This is a genomic window from Belliella aquatica (assembly GCF_014637795.1).
Classification (GTDB): domain Bacteria; phylum Bacteroidota; class Bacteroidia; order Cytophagales; family Cyclobacteriaceae; genus Belliella; species Belliella aquatica.
Genome location: NZ_BMFD01000016.1, coordinates 1 through 20,172, shown reverse-complemented (window position 1 = coordinate 20,172; position 20,172 = coordinate 1). Strand labels below are relative to the sequence as shown.

19 protein-coding genes are annotated in these 20,172 nt (G+C 39.1%); 11 read left to right on the top strand and 8 right to left on the bottom strand.

The genetic code is table 11. The features are described from left to right. Window positions 1–4: 4 nt before the first annotated feature. From IEV57_RS16380 to IEV57_RS16355, 6 genes are all read left to right on the top strand, one after another. The gene (locus IEV57_RS16380; RefSeq protein WP_188444129.1) at window positions 5–556 is read left to right on the top strand and encodes an NUDIX hydrolase; all 552 of its coding nucleotides are present in this window, start codon (window positions 5–7) and stop codon (window positions 554–556) included. Between the two features lies 1 nt (window position 557). Beyond that, the gene (locus tag IEV57_RS16375; RefSeq protein WP_188444128.1) at window positions 558–1,007 is read left to right on the top strand and encodes an acyl-CoA thioesterase; all 450 of its coding nucleotides are present in this window, start codon (window positions 558–560) and stop codon (window positions 1,005–1,007) included. 32 nt (window positions 1,008–1,039) lie between these two features. After that, window positions 1,040–1,750, top strand: coding sequence for a tetratricopeptide repeat protein (locus tag IEV57_RS16370; protein ID WP_229744542.1), 711 nt, complete (start codon window positions 1,040–1,042; stop codon window positions 1,748–1,750). Next, window positions 1,750–2,715: an L-threonylcarbamoyladenylate synthase gene (locus tag IEV57_RS16365; protein ID WP_188444127.1), complete on the top strand. Its 966-nt coding sequence runs from the start codon at window positions 1,750–1,752 to the stop codon at window positions 2,713–2,715. The genes IEV57_RS16370 and IEV57_RS16365 overlap by 1 nt, the downstream gene beginning before the upstream one ends. Before the next feature lie 44 nt (window positions 2,716–2,759). Next, window positions 2,760–3,959 carry a phosphoglycerate kinase gene (locus IEV57_RS16360; RefSeq protein ID WP_188444126.1) on the top strand — a complete coding sequence of 400 codons (1,200 nt, stop codon included), beginning with the start codon at window positions 2,760–2,762 and terminating at the stop codon, window positions 3,957–3,959. Window positions 3,960–4,112: 153 nt separating this feature from the next. After that, window positions 4,113–4,481, top strand: coding sequence for a hypothetical protein (locus IEV57_RS16355; RefSeq protein ID WP_188444125.1), 369 nt, complete (start codon window positions 4,113–4,115; stop codon window positions 4,479–4,481). 154 nt (window positions 4,482–4,635) lie between these two features. Here the strand turns inward: IEV57_RS16355 and IEV57_RS16350 are convergent, their stop codons facing one another. Continuing rightward, window positions 4,636–5,382 (bottom strand): NIPSNAP family protein, encoded by a 747-nt coding sequence (locus IEV57_RS16350; RefSeq protein WP_188444124.1) that lies wholly within the window; start codon window positions 5,380–5,382, stop codon window positions 4,636–4,638. A gap of 7 nt (window positions 5,383–5,389) precedes the next feature. After that, on the bottom strand, window positions 5,390–6,436 hold the full coding sequence (locus tag IEV57_RS16345; RefSeq protein ID WP_188444123.1) for a proline iminopeptidase-family hydrolase: 1,047 nt from the start codon (window positions 6,434–6,436) through the stop codon (window positions 5,390–5,392). A gap of 204 nt (window positions 6,437–6,640) precedes the next feature. Between IEV57_RS16345 and IEV57_RS16340 the strand changes: the two genes are divergently transcribed. Both IEV57_RS16340 and IEV57_RS16335 read left to right on the top strand, forming a co-directional pair. Next, window positions 6,641–8,185, top strand: coding sequence for an amidase (locus IEV57_RS16340; protein WP_188444122.1), 1,545 nt, complete (start codon window positions 6,641–6,643; stop codon window positions 8,183–8,185). 1 nt (window position 8,186) lies between these two features. Next, a complete protein-coding gene (locus IEV57_RS16335) occupies window positions 8,187–8,555 on the top strand; it encodes a hypothetical protein (RefSeq protein ID WP_188444121.1) in 369 nt (122 codons plus the stop codon). Here the strand turns inward: IEV57_RS16335 and IEV57_RS16330 are convergent. The 5 genes from IEV57_RS16330 to IEV57_RS16310 all read right to left on the bottom strand — a co-directional run bounded on the left by IEV57_RS16330 (window position 8,545) and on the right by IEV57_RS16310 (window position 14,054). Further along, window positions 8,545–9,660 carry a DUF4221 family protein gene (locus IEV57_RS16330; protein ID WP_188444120.1) on the bottom strand — a complete coding sequence of 372 codons (1,116 nt, stop codon included), beginning with the start codon at window positions 9,658–9,660 and terminating at the stop codon, window positions 8,545–8,547. The two genes, IEV57_RS16335 and IEV57_RS16330, sit on opposite strands and share 11 nt — an antisense overlap. Continuing rightward, on the bottom strand, window positions 9,657–10,841 hold the full coding sequence (locus tag IEV57_RS16325; protein WP_188444119.1) for a 6-bladed beta-propeller: 1,185 nt from the start codon (window positions 10,839–10,841) through the stop codon (window positions 9,657–9,659). Before IEV57_RS16325 ends, IEV57_RS16330 begins: the two co-directional genes overlap by 4 nt. Window positions 10,842–11,237: 396 nt before the next feature. Further along, a complete protein-coding gene (gene pruA / locus IEV57_RS16320; RefSeq protein WP_188444118.1) occupies window positions 11,238–12,872 on the bottom strand; it encodes an L-glutamate gamma-semialdehyde dehydrogenase in 1,635 nt (544 codons plus the stop codon). Window positions 12,873–12,968: 96 nt separating this feature from the next. Further along, entirely contained in the window at window positions 12,969–13,664 is a 696-nt protein-coding gene (locus IEV57_RS16315) for a YjjG family noncanonical pyrimidine nucleotidase (protein ID WP_188444117.1), read from the bottom strand. Window positions 13,665–13,670: 6 nt separating this feature from the next. After that, window positions 13,671–14,054, bottom strand: coding sequence for an ArsR/SmtB family transcription factor (locus tag IEV57_RS16310; protein ID WP_188444116.1), 384 nt, complete (start codon window positions 14,052–14,054; stop codon window positions 13,671–13,673). A gap of 167 nt (window positions 14,055–14,221) precedes the next feature. Between IEV57_RS16310 and IEV57_RS16305 the strand changes: the two genes are divergently transcribed. Next, complete coding sequence (locus tag IEV57_RS16305) at window positions 14,222–14,830, top strand: carboxypeptidase-like regulatory domain-containing protein (protein WP_188444193.1); 609 nt, start codon at window positions 14,222–14,224, stop codon at window positions 14,828–14,830. Between the two features lie 261 nt (window positions 14,831–15,091). Here IEV57_RS16305 and IEV57_RS16300 read toward each other — a convergent pair whose 3' ends face one another. After that, the gene (locus tag IEV57_RS16300) at window positions 15,092–16,498 is read right to left on the bottom strand and encodes an aminopeptidase P N-terminal domain-containing protein (protein ID WP_188444115.1); all 1,407 of its coding nucleotides are present in this window, start codon (window positions 16,496–16,498) and stop codon (window positions 15,092–15,094) included. A gap of 201 nt (window positions 16,499–16,699) precedes the next feature. Between IEV57_RS16300 and pafA the strand changes: the two genes are divergently transcribed. Both pafA and IEV57_RS16290 read left to right on the top strand, forming a co-directional pair. Further along, entirely contained in the window at window positions 16,700–18,331 is a 1,632-nt protein-coding gene (pafA, locus tag IEV57_RS16295) for an alkaline phosphatase PafA (protein ID WP_188444114.1), read from the top strand. Between the two features lie 139 nt (window positions 18,332–18,470). After that, window positions 18,471–20,063, top strand: coding sequence for an amidohydrolase family protein (locus tag IEV57_RS16290; RefSeq protein ID WP_188444113.1), 1,593 nt, complete (start codon window positions 18,471–18,473; stop codon window positions 20,061–20,063). Window positions 20,064–20,172: the final 109 nt, after the last annotated feature.

Here is a 20,172-nt window from a genome sequence, read left to right as displayed (position 1 = left end):
TCCGATGGATAGAAAACTACTGAGACAAAGTCTCGAGAATTACAGAACACCATTTGAAGAAGAAGCGAGTTTCATAGACGAATTCATTGACTTGACGCATGAAGATTCGGCTTTTTTAAGATCAAGGTTAGCCGGACATTTTACAGGTTCGGCTTGGATTGTGAACAAAGGGAGAACACACACTTTATTGACTCTACATAGAAAACTCAATCGTTGGCTCCAATTGGGAGGACATGCTGATGGGGTAGAGAATCTTTTAGAAGTGGCAATGACAGAGGCTAGAGAAGAAAGCGGATTGATGTCTTTGAGGATTGTTGGAAATGGTATTTTTGATATCGATAAGCATATTATTCCTCAAAAAGGAGATGTGCCTGAGCACTTTCATTATGATGTGAGGTATTTGATCGAGGCAGAGCTCAGCGAGCCCCTGATTATCAGCAAAGAAAGTAAAGATTTGGCTTGGGTTCCTTTTGATTCAGTAGAAGATATGATCGGCTACAATCCATCTATTATCCGAATGTTAGAAAAAACTAGTAGATCAGAATACGCTCTTTAAGATGAAAAAATATATAATTGAGGAGGTTAAAGCCTCCTTTTCTTTTTCTGTACCTATTCAAGTCAGGTTTTCTGATATCGATGGTTACATGCATGTGAACAACGGGATTTATTTCAACTATTTCGAACATGCAAGAGCGCAGTACCTCTTTCAAGTATGCAATTGGAACATCATGTCAGTGGGAACTGTAGTCGCGAATGTAAACATCAATTATTTCAGTCCTATTCATGCGCAGGATTCTCCAGTGGCATATGTAAATATTTCTCACATTGGGAATACTTCTTTTGTGATGGAGCAGGTTATTTTGGGAAAAACACCAAGTGGAGAAGAGAAAATATTTGCTTCGGCTAATGTGACAATGGTATCTGTAGACATGAAGACCATGAAGCCCGTTCCGGTTCCAGAAGAGTACATAGCAAAAATGAAAAATACCGCTTCAACCGCTGGATAAATCCTTATCTTTGCACCCAAAATCTAGAAAAAGTGAAGAAAATCTTATTGGGAATTATAGCTATCGTCATGATGACTGCATGTGGAGCATCTGAACAAGAACTGTTTGATGAAGGAGTGAAATCGCTTGATGCAGGTGATTTCTCAAAAGCGGTTGAGTACTTTGATCGAGTAATTGAAAAAAATGAATCAAACACTTCTGCTCACAATGCTAGAGGAGTGGCCTTTTTTCAGCAAGGAAAATTCGACGAAGCCATTGTCGCTTTCACCAATTCTATTCGAATTGATTCTACTTCATACAAGCCATTTTTCAATAGAGGGAATGCTTATTTGGAAAAAAAGGCGTTCAAAGAAGCTGTCCGAGATTACAATTATGCAAATGGACTAGATCCGCAGCAAACGGATATTTATTACAATAGAGGTTTGGCGCTACTTGCTACTGAAGATTACGAAGATGCCATTATGGATTTTGATCAAGCACTGCAAGTAAATCCAAATCAAGGCCTCGTTCATTTCAACAAAGCAAAAGCACAATTGGGAAACAGAGATCCATTAGGTGGTATTCAGTCTTTGATCAGTACAGTGAATTTGGACAAGGATAATGCTGCGGCTTATTACCTTTTGGGAGTAACGCAATTGAGTGCTTTAAGTCAAAAAGAAGACGGCTGCGCCAATCTTAAAATGGCTTTGAACTTGGGGTATGCCGATGCACAAACTTGGATAGATGATTTCTGTCAAGAATAATGGCTGAAATAGGAAAAGATATTGCCAAGGCAAAGCAAATTCTAGAGGCAGGTGATTTGGTGGGAATTCCTACCGAAACCGTCTATGGACTAGCAGGAAATGCACTGGATGCAGATGCTGTTGCCAAGATTTTTGAGACTAAAAAAAGACCGAGTTTCGATCCTTTAATTTTACATACTTCTAAAATAGACCGTGTTTTAGACTTTGTAATTGAAATTCCTGAAGAGTTAAAACCTTTGGCTGAGGCTTTTTGGCCCGGTCCGCTTACTTTGTTGCTTCCGAGGAAATCAATTGTACCTGACCTTGTTACAAGCGGACTAGACACTGTAGCTGTAAGAATTCCTTCCCATCCTCTGACAAGAGAGCTTTTGGCTGCTTTGGATTTTCCATTAGCAGCGCCAAGTGCGAATCCATTTGGCTACATTAGCCCAACCCAAGCGAGCCATGTGAATGATCAATTGGGAGAAAAAATCGATTATATCCTAGATGGCGGATCATGTGAAGTGGGATTGGAAAGTACGATTGCAGGACTTGAAGATGGGCAAGTGACTGTTTATAGGCTTGGAGGCTTGGATGTCAAAAGGATAGAAAAAGTGGTGGGGAAAGTGCAGGTAATGACACATTCCTCGAGTAACCCTAAGGCACCTGGACTCCTTAAAAGTCATTATGCTCCGACAAAGCCATTTGTCCTTGGAGACTTAAAAAAATTAATTGAAGAATATACCAATAAGGGAATTGAATTTGCTGTATTGAGCTTTAATGACTCGTTTCAATCTATGATTGGAGAGAGGAATTTTGTCCTTAGTCCTGAGGCTGATTTGCATGAAGCGGCTAAAAATCTTTTTGCAGCCATGAGGATTTTGGATAGCATGGATGTTTCCGTAATTTTAGCAGAGCTTTTACCTGATGAAGGATTAGGAAAGGCTGTTAATGATAGATTGAGACGGGCTTCCGTACAAGAGTAGAGCAATCAAATAAAAGTAATTGAACCTAATAAACACTATAAATCATGAACAAAAGAATCAAAAACGTCGATAACCTAGATTTTTCGGGAAAGAAGGCTCTTGTAAGAGTAGATTTTAATGTCCCTTTAGATGAGCACTTGAATGTAACTGATGGTACAAGAATCAGTGCTGCAATCCCTACAATCAAGAAAATCTTGAATGATGGCGGCTCCGCTATTCTGATGTCTCACTTAGGCAGACCAAAAGATGGCCCAACTGATAAATATTCTCTGAAACATATTGTGATGGAACTGCAGAAGCTTGTTGGTTCTTCCGTGAAATTCGCTCCTGATTGTATTGGTCAAGAAGCAGTTCAATTGGCTCAAAGTCTAAAGGCCGGTGAAATTTTATTGCTGGAAAACCTTAGATTTTATAAAGAAGAAGAAAAAGGTGATGAAGAGTTTGCTAAGAAGCTAGCTGCTTTGGGTGATGTATATGTCAACGATGCATTTGGAACAGCGCATAGAGCTCACGCTTCTACAGCTGTGATTGCGAAGTTTTTTGACACCAAAGTCAGTGGATATTTGCTACAGTCTGAATTGGAAAATGCGGACAAAGTAATGGAAAAGCCAGAGAGGCCTTATACAGCGATCATGGGTGGAGCCAAAATCACGGATAAGATTTTGATCATCGAGAGGTTGTTGGACAAAGTTGACAATATGATCATTGGTGGCGGGATGTCTTATACTTTTGCCAAGGCACAAGGAGGATCGATTGGCGATTCTTTATGTGAAATGGACAAGTTGGATTACGTGATGGAATTGATGGAAAAAGCAAAATCTAAAGGAGTGAATTTGATTTTGCCAGTTGACACAGTGATTTCTAAAGCCTTTGCAAATGATGCAGAACAAGGACTGGCGGTTAGTGGAGAGATTCCTGATGGTTGGATGGGCTTAGATATTGGACCTGAGACAAGAAAATTATTTGCTGATGTAATCAAAAACTCTAAAACTGTTCTTTGGAATGGCCCAATGGGTGTTTTTGAAATGAGTAGCTTTGTTCATGGAACAGTTGCTATCGCGGAAGCAGTGGCAGAAGCAACAGAAGATGGAGCATTTTCGCTGATTGGTGGAGGTGATTCTGCAGCGGCGGTGAATAAGTTTGGTTTCACTGACAAAGTTTCCTACGTATCTACAGGCGGAGGAGCACTTCTCGAACATATGGAAGGGAAAGTTCTTCCAGGTGTAGCAGCATTGGTGCCTTAAAAAGTATTTATATTAATAATTGAAAGCCGCTGTCTTTGAGATAGCGGTTTTTGTGTTTTTAAGAGATGTGCTTTTTAAAAAAAATAGAATTTATTTAGGGAGTTGATTTTCAAGTCATTTTCTTATTTTTGAAGAGAAAAGCAAATGATTGTTATGCGCAGAGTTATAGGATTGATAGTGGTTTTGTTGACTTTCAATGGATGTGGTTTTCTTCAAGAATTTGAAGAAGTAGATGGTCCATGTATAGTTTTTTTATTTGAAACAGATGACTCTGGAATGCAGGCTTCCTATGTGATCGATCAAGATTTAAGACGAAATAAAAAAACAGGTGTTTTTACTTATCGTATATTGGAAGCAAATGGCTCCTCCAAATTGTGGTCTATTTCTAGAGCTTCTGAACCGGAGGAAGATGGTACTTACAAGTATTTTTCTAAAAGCCAAGATGGTACTTCAAAAGAAGTAGATAGAATCGAATGTGGAAATCAGGTATATCTGAAAAAAGATGAATCTGATGGGGATTGATTGAATAGGATTATCCGCAATTTGACTCTAAGTGATTTCGATAATTGATTTATGGCGGATAATTGTCAACTGCCGACAGTCCTCAGCAGATGTAATTAAAGTGTATGCATAGTTTGATTGGTTACTGAAAAAAACTATTAGGGTAAAACACAAATCACTTCATTGGTGAAAATGAAAGCGCCTTAAGATATTTTGAATCAATTTTTTCAACAATTGCCCCATCCATTTCTGAAGCATCTCTCACCTTGTTCCAATCTGCATCTTCAGCAAATTTGGAGAAGGCATACTGCGCTCTTTTCTCACTTTTATGCGCCAATAGATAGACTAACTTTGGTTGAGAGCCATCTTTCTCTACAGTATACCAATACATCACATTGGTCATGTCATATCTTGAAAACAACTCTCGGGTGTAGTCTCTGAATCTTGCATTGATGGCTTCTATTTTCCCTGGATGAAGGTGATATGTTCTCAGCTCGAATATTTTCTTTTTTGAATTGAGTTTACTCACCTCGGGACTCAATTCAGTCGCTATTTTCATGAAAGTTTGATCGACATTGGCTACCAATTTTCCGTTAGCCTCAGAAGCTTTCGCTGCTTCTATCCACTCTGGGTCACTGGCAAATTTATTCCACAATTCATCCCTGGATTTTTCGTCAGGATAAGCCAAAATAAAAGTCAAAGTGTAATCCTTAGGGTCTGTTGGAATAAAATAAGCAATATTTTCTATGCCATTTTTTTCAAAAAGCCTTAAAGTGTGATTTTCAAATCTACTGATCAAGTCTGATCTTTTGCCTTCGTGAGCAGTATAAGTTCTCATTTCAAAATACCGAGTATCCTGCGCTGATAAAGAAAAAGCAGTTGAAAATAGAAATAGGAATAAACTGGATTTCAAAATGTTCATAGTTCGCTTAGTTGCTTGTGTTTTGATCTACTTCTTTTACAAATTTTATTAGCCCTTCAAAGAATACTTTTTGATCATCGTATTGAGCTAGGTGACTTCCGTCAGGGCAGAATAAATATTGCCCGTTTTGGACTTCTGTGGACATCCACTCCATGTGTTTTGGATCCATGGTATCGTGACCTGCACCGATCACCAAGGTAGGGACTGCAATGTTTTTAAGATCTGCTCTTCTATCCCAACCTTTTAAAGTTGCTCCTGCGGTAATTCCGAATTCTGAATAGCCTTGCATGTAAACATATACATTTGGATTGACATGTTTGAGTGTTCTCAAAATTGCTTCGGGCCATTCTGCAAGCGGTTTTCTGAGTACATGGTCTTGATAATGATGTTCCATCAACAATTCTTCATAGCGTGGATTTCCAAAATCCTCTTCCTCTTCAATCTTCATTATTTCCTGAAATACCTCTTCTGGCATTTGAGGGCCAAGCACTTCTTTGGCATATTTTTCATACTCGTCTAAACTAGACATCATATTTGAAATCACAAGTCCTTTGAGCTTATCCTGATGCTTCAAAGCATACTCCATTGCGAGCATTCCGCCCCAAGACTGTCCAAAGAGGTAGAAATTGTCTTTATCAAGTCCCAAAGCGATCCTCACTTGCTCCACTTCATCCACAAATCTATCGATCGTCCACAATTCCTGATCTTCAGGTTGATCGGAATAGTAGGATCCAAGCTGATCATAATAAATGTACTCGATTCCCTCAGAAGGAAAATACCCATCAAAACAAGAGTACAATTCATGTGTCATTCCTGGACCTCCGTGAAGTAAAAGCACCTTCATCTTTGGATTATTTCCTACCCGCTTTGTCCAAACATTGAATTCACCTTTTGGTGTGCTGATTGGAATCATTTTTATTCCACCTTCATACTGATCGTCCCTCTCTGAAAAATCAAGGTAGGAGTCGTTTTCAATGGTTTCATTTTGCTGAGAAGGAGCGCATTGCAAGAAGAAAATGGCAGCGACTAGGAGAAGAATCGATGATTTTTTCATGAGAGGTGTTGTTAGTGATGATAAATGAAGTAAAATTCAAGAATAATAATTGAATGTACTCAAAATCGCGCTTTTATCCAATGTCATAAATTAGACTTATATCAGGTAAGACTTCCCGTATATTTAAATTTTCTTCAAAATAGATAGCGCATTCAGATCTAAATATTAAATTAATGCCTTGGTCTTTATTTTCTCCCAATCAATATGGTTTCATTAAGATATATTTTGAGTGCGATTGTGGTGCTTTCTGTGCTTGTTTCTTGTCAAAAAAAGGAAGAAAAAGAGATTGACTTGGAGGAGTTGACTATCTCTGAGATTTTCGCTGCTTATCAAGGAGGGGTATATACTAGTGAAGAGCTTGTCAAAGCTTATATCTCGAGAATCGAGCAGTTTGACGAGGAGATCAATTCGATTTCAATCATCAATCCAGAGGCAATTTCTATTGCAAGGGCACTTGACGAGGAATTTGCCCAAACCGGGAAATTAAGACCCTTGCATGGGATTCCGATCATTGTCAAAGACAACATCAATACCAAAGGTTTGCCGACTACAGCTGGTGCGCTAGCATTGAAAGATTTTATTCCTGAGGAAGATGCTTTTATCATTCAGAAGCTAGTAGATGCTGGAGCGATTATTTTAGCCAAGTCAAATATGGCTGAATGGGCTTTTAGCGCTATGCATACTGAAAGTTCTACCGTCGGAACTACAAGAAATCCATACAACTTAGATCATGTTCCGGCTGGTTCGAGTGGAGGGACAGCTGCTGCGGTGGCCTCTAATTTCGCCACAATTGGTTTAGGAACAGATACCGGAAACTCGATTCGAGGGCCATCTTCACACAATGCTTTGGTAGGGTTTAGGACTACACTCGGATTGGTAAGCAGGTCTGCTATTGTGCCTTTGTATTTGAGAAATGATGTGGTCGGCCCAATAGGTAGGACGGTAGAAGATGCAACGAGAATTTTGGAAGTGATTGCTGGAATCGATGTTGAAGATCCCATAACAAAATATTCTGAAGGAAAAACTCCAGACAATTATCTCCAATTTTTGGATGCAGATGGGTTAAAAGGAACTCGGATTGGGGTTTTCAGAACGCTAAGTGATAGAAATGTAGACCCTGAGATCAAGAAGATTTTTGATATGGCACTTGTCGATATGCAGAGATTGGGAGCAGATATCATCGATGATGTTGAAGTCCCTAACTTTGAAGAATTGAGAAAAGATCAGTGGTGCGCTACTTTCAAAGAGGATTTAGAAGATTTTCTGGCGAAATATGTGAAGAATGATACTATAAAAACACTAGAGGATGTGATTAGAATTGGGAGTAAGTCAGAGTTTGCAAAAACAAGACTCGCTACTTTTCAGGAAAATCTAGGAAGATGGGAGGATGGGGATGTTCCATGCGGAGATGCATTTGCAGATCCGAAAAGAATTACTTTTAGAGAGGCTTTCGAAAACACGATGGATTCTTTGAATCTTTCTTTTATGGTCTATCCAACATGGAATCAAAAAGCCGCTCGGATCGAGTTTTTTCAAGAAGAATATAAAGGAGACAACAGTCAGATCATTGCTCCACATACTGGAATGCCTGCATTTACTGTCCCAATGGGTTACACAGAAGGAAATCTACCAGTAGGGATACAGTTGCTAGGACGGATGTTTGACGAGCCAACATTGATCAAAGCAAGTTTTGCATACGAGCAAGCGACGCAACATCGAAAATCTCCGAATCAAGATCTAAAGAAATAGAATGGATAAAGGAAAAATTCTTAAGCATTATTTTGATAGAATTGGAGACAAGAACTTTGAACTGGATCAGGTTAGAAGGGAATTGGAAAGTGCTGATTTTGATGATGCAGACATCAGATGGGTTGTCAAACAAGTGGATAATGAGATTCAAAGGAGATTGTTCGCAGGTTCTTCTTCAAACTATAAATTCGAGCTTACCGGATGGGGGGTAATTATATCTCTCATTGGTATCATTTTGATATTTTTGACACGCCTGGAAGTTATTGATTATTCTTATGGAGGGTGGATCAATTATGGTGTTTTGCTTTCAGGTTTGTCTTTGTTTTTTACCAAAAAAGTGAAAGAAAGGACAAAGAAGTTTAGAAATTAAATCTGACATACCCTTCTCTATCGTCTGATTCTTGACGCCCCATTTTGAGATAAAACCCATTGGGTGTACTGAATCCCAAGTTATTGATTTCTCTATCAGAAAATTTCACTTCTCCTATTTTAGTGAGTGATTCATCGAGGATGATAAAGCTGTTTTTGGAAAAGACTATGTTATCATCTTGTCCTTGCTGAATAATAAGGTGTCTTAAAATCAATCCCTGATAAGGGTCGTGCATCATCCACTTGTATCGGCTCGTTTCAACGCTAGGCGAAAATACGGTGTACTCTCCTCTTGCTTCTGTTGTTCCTTTTTTGAATTCTAGGTTTTCATTGCTCCCCGCATAAGCTTTAGATCTTAGATCATCATGGATCACCAAAAGAGAATCAGAAGCAGGAAACCCAACGAGGTGTTGGTTTTTATCTTTTAGAAATAGATGAAAGTAAATTCCCAATTCAGGATCGTCCAAGAATTCGCTATATGGCTCTGGAAATTTAAACTGCGCTGCAACTTCCTTTTTCTCTTGTTTAAAATCAAACTCCCAAATCCAATCTTGATAATTTAGAATGGGTTCCTTAAGTAAGAAAGGTACATCAGTCACCATCAAGGTCTGTCGCTCTGAATGCCAGTACATTTTATTTCCTTGTTGAGCACTGAAATTAGCCGCCATTCTATTCTCAGTGGTAAATGGGAGCGAGATTCTCTTACTGACTTTGCTATCAAAGTCAATATGAAGGACTTCCTTTTGATTGGAAATAAAGAAAATTCCATCGCTGGTAATTAATTTCCCAGAAAAGTAACCCCCAATTCCATCAGGACCTTCTTTTTCGAAAGTAATATTTGATATCAGTTTTCCCGATGGATATTCATATTTTAAAAGATTGAAGTCTGACATGCCGTAAAGAAATTCTTTATCGCCTTCCTTCTGATAAGTGAATTCCAGCGGAAGAGATTTTGTGGTCAAGTCTTTTTCAAAGTAAATGGTATCTGTAGCGTAGTCTGCCAAGTCACCTTCAATATTGGCTGATTTTAGATTTTCTTCAGAAGAACAGGAAAAAAAGATAATTGAAATAAAAGACAGTAGGCTGAAACCCTTCAATTTTCTCATTTTACTTTGACGTTGTATTTTAAGAGAATAGGATCTTCTTCATCTTCAAGGCTTTCCATTGCTGCTTCGAGCTGTGCAGTGTATTTCCCAAAGTAATTGCTCTCGAGATAAGCTAAAATATTTTCAGCGAACAGCACTTCATAAAAGTAACCGTCTTTTTCATATCCTTTCCCGCCAAAAGCTCCAAAAGCTTTCGTGACTTTAAATTCCATACTTGGGTATTGAATGTAAAGGTGCTGAATTGGAAATGAATCCAAATCATCTTGAATGATTTCTTGAGATTTTTTTATACCGAATACGGCAATTCGGACAACATCATTTGCTGCTAAGGCTGTACCAACATTAATGTTGTTTGCTTGATTGATTAAGATGTTTTCAAAAAAGTATTCAGGATCTAGTTTTGAATCTTCAGGTACATTGTTGTCTGCAAGATTGAGTTTGATCCAAGGTTTGATGCTATCACTTTTGTAATGATAAACCGTATCTGAAGCACCAAAATTCAAGATATAGGACCTATCCGTTAATTCTGTGATTTGTCCTTCGATGAGATTTGCAGTAACTTCTCTGGTTTTAGGAGATAGAGGTTTGATCTCCTCAGTTTTTTCATCCAAAAGTTGGAAAACTGGGTAATAGCTATCTTCATCGACTTCCCCGCTATAATCATCCACCAAAATCCATTTCCCATCCCCTAAAGATTGATAAAAGGGAATGAAATCAATATTTACGCCAGCTAGTTTTTTGACACCTTCAAAATCAAAGTTTGTTTTATTATAAAGCTTGAAGGTTCCGCGCTCATCCCAAATTGCTAATTTGTCATCGATCAAGTCAATTCCATTGATATACGGATATTCCTCAGGTCCATCACCTTGTTTTTTGAAAGTTTGTTCATACTTCCCATTAAGAGCAAAAACATGAATGGAAGCATCTCTGAAATCGCCTACTGAAAAATAGATTTTATCATCAATTTCCAGATGTGGTTCGTTTGCTGAGAGTTTTAAAGGAGAATCTTCTGGAATCACAAATGGAATAAATTCGATTTCATTGACTACTTCATCAAAAGAAATGATATCGGCCTCGGTAATTTTTATTTCTCGAAAACCCATATCCTCCTCAGTGGAAGAGTTACAGGAAAATAACAAACCGAATAAAGAAATTGCTAGAAAATGGTAAAAGTACTTCATGATTGCTTTTTAAAATGATTTAATATAAAGTTAAAAATAAGGTCTTTGTTCAGAAACTAAAAGCCAATGGTCAAGAAAATCAATGATTTAAAAAGTTTTTGGGGTCATCACAAAAAAAACACCCTAAGAAATTAAGCTTAGGGTGTTTTGCTTTATTTGATATAGCTTTTGACTACTAACTGATATTTAGTTCAACCCCATTCGGGGTTGACGAGTCACTTGCTTACTTTAATACCCGGGTAGCAACCCGGGGTTCCGCCACGGCGAACAAGATAATTAAGGTTTAACCACTTCGTGGTTGTTAATTCAGTTAACAGAAATGTTTTCTTCAAATCTCATTTCTGGTGTCTTTTGTCTAACGTCTCAAATCTTGTATCTCAAATCTAGCCCCTTCAATCAATCCTCCCCAAGGAATGGATATTTATAATCCACTGGAGATACGAAAGTTTCTTTGATTGTTCTTGGAGAAACCCATCTGAGTAAGTTGATCATAGATCCTGCTTTGTCATTGGTTCCTGAAGCTCTGGCGCCACCGAATGGCTGCTGCCCTACAACTGCACCTGTTGGTTTGTCATTGATGTAGAAGTTACCCGCTGCATTTCTCAATTTTTGAGTAGCTAATTCGATAGCATACCTGTCTGTAGAGAAGATTGCACCAGTCAAGGCATAAGGAGAAGTTTGATCTACTAATTCCAAAGCAGTTTCAAAATGCTCAGCATTGTACACATAGATCGTCAATACAGGGCCGAAGATTTCTTCTTTCATGGTTGTGTACATTGGGTCTGTTACGACCAAGACTGTAGGTTCGATGAAGTAGCCTTTTGACTTGTCAAAATTTCCTCCAGCGATGATTTCTACTCCTTCAGCATTTTTTGCGTCAGTGATGTATTTGCTGATTTTATCAAATGATTTCTCGTCAATGACAGCATTGATGAAGTTGGTGAAATCTTCCGTTGGTCCCATTTTCATGTCTGCAAGATCTTCAAGCAAGTATTTTTTCACATCATCCCAAAGGTTGCTCGGGATATAGGCTCTTGAAGCAGCAGAACATTTTTGTCCTTGGAATTCAAATGCTCCTCTAGAAAGTCCCACGGCTACAGCTTTTGGATTTGCGGATTTGTGAGCCAAGACAAAGTCTTTTCCGCCAGTTTCTCCGACGATTCTTGGATAAGACTTGTACTTGTAAATGTTCTCTCCGATAGTTTTCCAAATGTGTTGGAACACACCTGTAGAACCTGTAAAGTGGATTCCTGCGAAATCAGCATGATTGAAAATAACATTACCCGCTGTTGGTCCATCGACGTAGATCAAATTGATCACCCCATCAGGAACACCCGCTTCTTTGAAGACATCCATCAAAACTTTTGCAGAGTAAATCTGCGTGTAAGCAGGTTTCCAAACAATGGTGTTACCCATCATGGCAGCAGAAGTAGGAAGGTTTCCTGCGATTGCGGTAAAGTTGAATGGTGTCAATGCGAAAATAAAGCCCTCAAGTGGTCTTTGTTCCAATCTATTCCAAACGCCATCACCTGAAACAGGAGGCTGCTGTGCGTAGATTTCAGTCATGTACTGCACATTGAATCTTAAAAAGTCAATGAATTCACAAGCTGCGTCAATTTCAGCCTGCATCGCATTCTTGGATTGACCAAGCATGGTTGCTGCATTGATTTTTGCTCTGTATGGTCCAGCAAGTAGGTCGGCAGCTTTCAAGAAAATAGCAGCTCTTTGTTCCCATTCCATAGATTCCCAAGCTTCTTTTGCTCCCAAAGCGGCATTGATTGCCTGCTCCACGTGAGAGGCATCGCCTTCATGGAAATGCCCAAGGATATGTTGATGGTCGTGTGGAGGAGACATTGGTCTTTTCTTGCCTGTTCTCACTTCCTCAGAACCGATATACATCGGTACATCAACTTCCTGAGCTCTAAATTCTTTAAGTGTTTTTTGTAATTCTATTCTTTCCGGAGATCCCGGTGCGTAAGCCTTTACCGGTTCGTTTTTCGGTGTAGGCACATTGAAAAAACCTTTAAGCATATTATTTGGATTTTATTTGATTTCTGAATGTGACAAATATAAGAAACTAGGCTTGGAATGCCTTGGAGAACGAAGAAAAGGATTGCTTCACTTTACTTATAAAAATCCTTCCAATTCCTTCAAATGTTTGATCGTGTGGGTTGGCTTCATTTCAATGCCTTTGTTATGAGGATCAAAATAGACTTGATCGATTTTGGCATTGATGGCACCGAGAATATCTGAATTTGGGTTGTCTCCGATCATGATGACATCCTGATTGTTGATTCCCAAATTATCGAGTGCATATTGGAAAATTCTTGGATCAGGCTTCTTATGACCCGTAGTTTCAGAAGTGACAATCAGATCAAAGTAAGGGCTCAATCCTGAGGCATTGAGTTTTTTAGCCTGACTTTCGTTGAAACCATTGGTGATGATATGCATCGGATATTTGGGTTTCAGGTATTCTAAAATCTCCATTGCATAGGGAAGAAGGTAATTCTTCGAGGAAGTGCGATGCATAAAGTCAGGCTCGAGTAATGTAGGAACACTTTCCGGATCAACACCAGCGTTTTCAAAAACCAATTTGAAGCGAGTGGCTCGCAGGCTATCTCTATCGATTTTTCCAACATCATACAATGCCCAAAGTTTGAAATTGACATTATAGAAAGCCTGAATCAGTGCTTGAGCATCTTTTATTCCAAGCCCATTTAGTTGGTGGACATCATGCAGTTCGGTGAGTGATTCCTGAACATTGCGGTCATAATCCCAAAGGGTATGATCTAAATCGAAGAAAATGTGTTGGTATTTTTTCACTAAATTTTATTTGCGGTAGGGGTTGTTTTGGATTTTGTTGATGGCCAACTCCCGGTTAGAATGTAAAATTTCATAGACCTCCTGATCTTTGATCAAGTTGATGTCTTTTTGTATAAACTTAAAAATCTGATTAATGATTTCGATCGCCTCTTCCAAAATGTAATAAAAAGTCCATTGATCCACTCGTCGGCTACCTACTAGTCCTGCATTTTTGAGATAAATCAGATGTCGACTTGTCTTGGTCTGTGTGAAATCAAGAATATGTTCTAAATCGGAGATGGATAGCTCTTTGTTCTGGATCAAAAGATGGATGATTCGCACTCTAGGCTCTTCTGACAGTGCTTTGAAGACCCTCATGCCATAATTCAAACTTATATTTTTGAGTCTCATTAATAACTTTTAACGAATAAATCGGGTTAGATATTGAGTAAATCAGCCGAAAATAGGCTATTATTATACCGTGATTTAAACATAGGCTTTTCTTAGCCGTAATTAAAATAAAAGCAGAAAAATTGACACGCCATAAAAAATATATAGTCTCACTTGTCTTTTCCTTGATGTTCTTGTTATTTTTTCAAAATCTACAAGCGCAAGACCAAAAGGAGAGAAGAGTGATCCAACTTTCTGGGATAATCTTAAATGCTGACAGTACAGATGCTGTGCCTGGAGTGAACGTGTATGTTCCCAAAAAGGGGAGGGGTACAAGTTCAGGGAGATTTGGATATTTCTCCATGCCAGTTTTAGAAGGTGACTCAGTTGTTTTCACATTTGTGGGACTCAAAAGACAAACTTTCAACATTCCACAGAATATGGTTGATGATAAAATCAGTTTGATCATTACCATGCAAGAAGATGAAATTGCTTTGGCTGAGATAGAAGTGATGCCTTATCCATCAGAAGATGAATTTAAGCGTGCTGTGTTGGCGATGAATTATGATGCGCCGATGTCGATAGATACAAGGGGGAATATGAGTCCTGAGACACTTTTGAGATGGGCTGAAAATATGCCTGCATCTGGCAACGAAAACTTCCGAGGATTCCAACAGGGACAGATTATGCAGATTCAAGATCGCTATGGCCCAAGACCTTTCAGACTACTTGACCCATTCGCCTGGTCACAATTCATCCAATCTATCAAGAGAGGGGATTTGAAGAAGAAAGACTGAGGAAAGGATGAAGGATGAAGGATGAAAAGGGGGAATTGTAGATTGTAAAATGTAGATTTTAGATTGTAAAGATGATGCCAAAAGAATGGTGAATAGATTAGTAAAACCTTGATTGGTCTTTTTGAACAAAACTAGGGATGTTTAAAATACGAAAACCGCTGATTCTTTGAAAATCAGCGGTTTTTTTATGACTTATTCAAGAGAATTTTAATAAGTAGGTGTCTTGGTACATTGTACATGGTACTTAGTACAATATAATCACTACATCGACTTCATCAGCTTCTGCAAAATCCCTTCTTCTTTCATGGTTTTCTCAATATCGGCAATAGTACGAGGGACAAATTCACTTAGGTTTTCATGGCCATTCTCAGTGATCAAAATATTATCTTCTATTCTAATTCCAATACCCCACCACTTTGGATCGCAATCAGCACCATTTGGAATGTAAATTCCTGGCTCGATGGTAAAGACCATTCCTGGTTCAAAAGCTCCATATCCACCTCTGTCATGTACATCCAATCCCAAGTGATGACCTATGCCATGTGGGAAATAAGGGTGTCTCGCTCCAGCTTTGATGATTCCTAAATCTGCTAATCCTCTGTCGATAATTTCTTTGGAAATGGCTCCGATTTCTTGGAAACTAGAACCTGGTTTACTTGCTTTTGTACTCTCTTCCAGTGCTTTCAAGACGATTTCATAAATGGCTTTTTCTTCAGAGGAAAATTTTCCTTTTACGGGTACTGTTCTCGTAATATCTCCTGAATAGCCTCTATACTCTGCGCCAATATCCATTAGCATGACACCTTCTTTCAGGTCTCTTACACTGTTGTAAACATAATGTAGAATCGTACTGTTGTTGCCTGCTCCGGCGATAGAACCATAGCCTACGTATTCTGCACCCATGGCTTTATGCACAAATTCGTGGACGCCTTGTATTGCTCTTTCTGACACTCCGGGTTTGATGGATTTGAAGGATTCAACATGTCCATGTCCTGTGATTTCGATGGCTTTTTTCAAAATCACTAATTCCTCAGCAGTTTTGACCGCTCTCATTTGATTCATGATCTGGCTGAGCACCTGATCAGCAGGTCTTGCTGGACTTGTATTGACGGCTTTGAAAGCCTCTGTCATGGCTCTTAATTCTGCATTGTGTCTTCCGCCTTCGATTTCAGGTAAATTAAAAGAAAGAATTTGTGTAAACGCTGAAAAATCAATTGCTGGATTTTTTAGAAAATCAGCATTCAAAAAAACTGATTTAAATCCTAACTTTTCTTTCACGCCTTCGATTCCCAATCTTTCACCTTCCCATTGCTCTGTTCTTGGATCTCTTTTTTGAACAAAGATTACTTCATTCACTTCTTGTCCATCGATCATTTGAGGAGTTTTGAATACGATCAAAGCTGAATTTGGCTCTCTAAAACCTGTAAGATAGTAGAAGTCTGAATTTGGTCTGTATTCAAAGTCAGTATCATTAGATCTGTTTTTGACAGGGTTATTGAAAAATACGGCCACAGCATTTTCTGGCATTTTTTCTCTGAGCAAATCTCTTCTTCCTTGGTGAAATTCAGGACTCAAGCCATCATCAAACCAAGACTGCGCAAAGCTTGGCGAAAAAGCAGTAGAACTGAATAGAATGATGGTGAATAAATAAACAAGCTTTCTTTTCATGATTAGGTATATTTTGACTGAAATGAAAAGGAAAGATACGTTTCATTTCCGAAAATCAGGAAACCATTGGTCAAAATCTAATTTAGAAATCTCTTTCCCACCTCACAATGCTAGCTGAATGCCATTCAAATGATTTAACACAAAGGTCATTTTGGCTTCATTATGAATCCCTATATTTGTGGCAATACATAAAAAGAAACAATGAAAAAGACATTTGTACTTTCCTTATTTGCAATGATCATTTGTTTTTCTGCTTTTGCGCAGGAAAAATCAAAACCTAAGCTTGTTGTTGGAATTGTGGTCGATCAGATGAGACAAGAATATTTTTATAAATACCAAGATCGCTTCACCGAAGGTGGTTTCAAAAGGTTAATGAATGATGGTTTTGTGATGAAAAATGCCCATTACAATTACATTCCAACCTACACAGGACCTGGGCACGCATCTGTTTACACTGGAACTACTCCTGCCACACACGGAGTAATTGCTAACAATTGGTATGTAAGAAGTCTAGGAAGAAGTATTTATTGTGCTGAAGACAGTACAGTCGTAGCAGTTGGCGGTTCTGAAGGAAATGGTCAGATTTCTCCAAGAAATATGCTTTCAACGACAATTTCTGATGAGTTGAGATTTTCAACAAATAAGCGTTCCAAAGTAGTTGCCCTTGCGATCAAAGATCGGGGAGCTTCTTTGCCTGCGGGTCATTTGGGAGATGCTTATTGGTTTGATAGTAAGACCGGTAATTTCATGACATCGACCTATTATTACGATGAGTTGCCAACTTGGGTGCAAGCTTTTAATAATAAAAAACTAGCAGAAAAGTATCTTTCAGGCAAGTGGGAGACACTTTTTCCAATTGAGACTTATGTACAAAGTATTGCTGATGACAATGAATTCGAAGGGCCATTTATAGGAATGGACAATACAGCATTTCCTTATCATTTGAAATCCTTGATGAAAGATAATGGGGGATTTGGCTTGATTTCTACCACTCCATATGGAAACTCCATTACTTTGGATATGGCTTATGCGGCTTTGGAAGGTGAGCAATTGGGAAAAAATGGGGAGACAGATTTGCTAGCAGTGAGTTTTTCTTCTCCGGATTACATTGGACATAGATTCGGGCCCACTTCTGTAGAAGTGGAAGATAATTACCTGAGATTAGACAGGGAGTTGGAGAAGTTTTTTGCTTACCTGGATAAAGAATATGGGAAGGATGAATATTTAGTTTTCTTGACAGCAGATCACGCAGTTGCAGATATTGTTGATTACATGAAAAGTGAGCATGTCCCTGCGGGTAATTTCAATAATAGATTTATCCTGACACAAATGAGAGGGTTTACTTCGGAGAAATTTGGTGAAGGTAATTGGATCTCTAATTTTTCTAACGAGCAGGTATTTATCAATCATGCTTTAGCCAAAGAAAAAGGAGTAGCCGTAGAAGAAATCCAAAGAGCCTTGGCTGACTTCCTTCTTGGTTTTGAAGGAATCAAAGAAGTGTATACCGCGACTGACATGAAGAAATTTGAGTACACGCAAGGTAAAAAGTCTTTACTTCAAATGGGCTTTAATCACAAAGCTTCAGGAGATTTATTGTTGATCTTGGAGCCAGCTTGGTTAAGTAGTTCTTACAAAGGAACCACGCACGGAACAGGCTATACTTATGATACCCATGTGCCGATTGTATTTATGGGATGGGGAGTGGAAGCAGGAAGTAGCTCACGTTATGTAACTGTTACCGATATTGCGCCTACTTTATCTATCATGTTAGGAACCCGTCTTCCAAATGGAGCCACAGGACAGCCGATTTTGGAGATTGTGGATGGGAAATGAGACTAATTTAAGAGACAAGAAGCAAGAGTAAAGAAACAAGAGATTAAAAATCAAAAACCGCTTTTCCTTAATTTAGGATTAGCGGTTTTTTTATTGCTTCCATATTTTTTAATTTCCGATTGTCAATTCAAATCATCTTATGAAGAAAACGATACTAATTCTACTGCTGAGCATTTTTCTTTTTCCCCTAGAACAAATAGCTCAAGTCATGCCATCCCCTGAGAGAAAAGAAGGAGAAGGACCTTATGGTAAATTGATCATACGGGGAGTCACCCTGATTGACGGAACTGGAGCACCACCGATTGGGCCTATTGACATTGTTGTTGTTCAAAATAAGATCGCTGAAATCCGTGTTGTGGGTTATCCCGGGCTACCAATCAAAGAGAACCGAAGACCACAAGCTGGTCCAGAGGACAAAGTGTTGGATTTGGAAGGTCACTATTTATTACCAGGCTTGATTGATATGCATGGGCATATTGGTGGAGCAGGGCAGGGGACACCGGCTGAGTATGTGTTTAAACTTTGGATGGCGCATGGCATCACTACGGTGAGAGATCCCTCAGCGGGGAATGGATTGGACTGGGTATTGGAGCATAAGAAAAAATCTGCTGCCAACACGATTACTGCCCCTAGGATTTTGGCCTATACCTCTTTTGGTCAAGGAGCAAAAAAGACGATCACGAATGACGCTGAAGCGAGAGCATGGGTCAATGAAAATGCAAAAAAAGGAGCTGATGGAATCAAGTTTTTTGGTGCAAAGCCAGAAGTGATGCAAGCTGCTTTGGAAGAAAACAAGAAAATTGGGCTTCGCTCTGCCATGCACCATGCGCAGATGGATGTTGCCCGATGGAATGTTTTGAATTCAGCGAGAGCGGGATTGACCACGATGGAGCACTGGTATGGACTTCCAGAGGCTTTATTTGAAAATCGCACGATTCAAGATTATAGGTTGGATTACAATTATCAAAACGAGCAACACCGATTTGCAGAGGCAGGAAAACTATGGAAACAAGCTGCCCCACCTTATTCGGAGCATTGGAATAAAGTCATGCAGGAATTGCTCGATTTGGACTTTACCATTGATCCCACCTTCAATATCTATGAAGCCAATCGGGATTTGATGCGCGCCAGAAGAGCGGAATGGCACGAGGAGTACACCTTGCCATCCCTTTGGAGGTTTTACAAGCCAAGCCGAGAATCCCATGGATCCTATTGGTTTGACTGGACGACTGAAGAGGAAATCCAATGGAAAGAAAATTATAGGCTTTGGATGACTTTTGTAAATGAATACAAGAATCGTGGAGGGCGTGTTACTGCGGGATCTGATTCAGGATTCATTTATCAACTTTATGGCTTTGCCTTTATCCGTGAATTGGAATTGTTGAGAGAAACAGGATTTCATCCCTTAGAAGTGATCCGAGCTGCTACGATGCATGCTTCAGAAGCTTTAGGCTTGGATCAAGAAATCGGTACGGTGGAAGTTGGGAAGTTGGCTGACTTCGTTATTTTGGAAGAAAATCCCCTAGCAAATATCAAAGTTCTCTATGGTACAGGCGCTATTCGTATCGGGGAGGACAATGAACCTGTGCGCGTAGGAGGGGTAAAATATACTGTTAAGGACGGAATCGTCTATGATGCCAAGCAACTGCTAGAAGACGCTCGTCAGATCGTTTTGCAGCATAAAGCCAGGGAAGAACACCGAAAGTTGAAGCAGCCGGGGTTAGATTGGTAAGGGTTATTGATAGTGCCTGAAAAAAGTTGTCACATTTTGTTTGTGTTTTAACACACTACCAAAATGAAAAAGGAATATCAAATTAAGCAACAGCGCTTATTCAGTGAAG

What these genes read in the sequence shown, in the direction of transcription:
- IEV57_RS16380 (WP_188444129.1), top strand. Translation starts at nt 5, where the DNA reads ATGGATAGAAAACTACTGAGACAAAGTCTCGAGAATTACAGAACACCA.
- IEV57_RS16375 (WP_188444128.1), top strand. Translation starts at nt 558, where the DNA reads ATGAAAAAATATATAATTGAGGAGGTTAAAGCCTCCTTTTCTTTTTCT.
- IEV57_RS16365 (WP_188444127.1), top strand. Translation starts at nt 1,750, where the DNA reads ATGGCTGAAATAGGAAAAGATATTGCCAAGGCAAAGCAAATTCTAGAG.
- IEV57_RS16360 (WP_188444126.1), top strand. Translation starts at nt 2,760, where the DNA reads ATGAACAAAAGAATCAAAAACGTCGATAACCTAGATTTTTCGGGAAAG.
- IEV57_RS16355 (WP_188444125.1), top strand. Translation starts at nt 4,113, where the DNA reads ATGCGCAGAGTTATAGGATTGATAGTGGTTTTGTTGACTTTCAATGGA.
- IEV57_RS16350 (WP_188444124.1), bottom strand. Translation starts at nt 5,382, where the DNA reads ATGAACATTTTGAAATCCAGTTTATTCCTATTTCTATTTTCAACTGCT.
- IEV57_RS16345 (WP_188444123.1), bottom strand. Translation starts at nt 6,436, where the DNA reads ATGAAAAAATCATCGATTCTTCTCCTAGTCGCTGCCATTTTCTTCTTG.
- IEV57_RS16340 (WP_188444122.1), top strand. Translation starts at nt 6,641, where the DNA reads ATGGTTTCATTAAGATATATTTTGAGTGCGATTGTGGTGCTTTCTGTG.
- IEV57_RS16335 (WP_188444121.1), top strand. Translation starts at nt 8,187, where the DNA reads ATGGATAAAGGAAAAATTCTTAAGCATTATTTTGATAGAATTGGAGAC.
- IEV57_RS16330 (WP_188444120.1), bottom strand. Translation starts at nt 9,660, where the DNA reads ATGAGAAAATTGAAGGGTTTCAGCCTACTGTCTTTTATTTCAATTATC.
- IEV57_RS16325 (WP_188444119.1), bottom strand. Translation starts at nt 10,841, where the DNA reads ATGAAGTACTTTTACCATTTTCTAGCAATTTCTTTATTCGGTTTGTTA.
- pruA (WP_188444118.1), bottom strand. Translation starts at nt 12,872, where the DNA reads ATGCTTAAAGGTTTTTTCAATGTGCCTACACCGAAAAACGAACCGGTA.
- IEV57_RS16310 (WP_188444116.1), bottom strand. Translation starts at nt 14,054, where the DNA reads ATGAGACTCAAAAATATAAGTTTGAATTATGGCATGAGGGTCTTCAAA.
- IEV57_RS16305 (WP_188444193.1), top strand. Translation starts at nt 14,222, where the DNA reads ATGTTCTTGTTATTTTTTCAAAATCTACAAGCGCAAGACCAAAAGGAG.
- IEV57_RS16300 (WP_188444115.1), bottom strand. Translation starts at nt 16,498, where the DNA reads ATGAAAAGAAAGCTTGTTTATTTATTCACCATCATTCTATTCAGTTCT.
- pafA (WP_188444114.1), top strand. Translation starts at nt 16,700, where the DNA reads ATGAAAAAGACATTTGTACTTTCCTTATTTGCAATGATCATTTGTTTT.
- IEV57_RS16290 (WP_188444113.1), top strand. Translation starts at nt 18,471, where the DNA reads ATGAAGAAAACGATACTAATTCTACTGCTGAGCATTTTTCTTTTTCCC.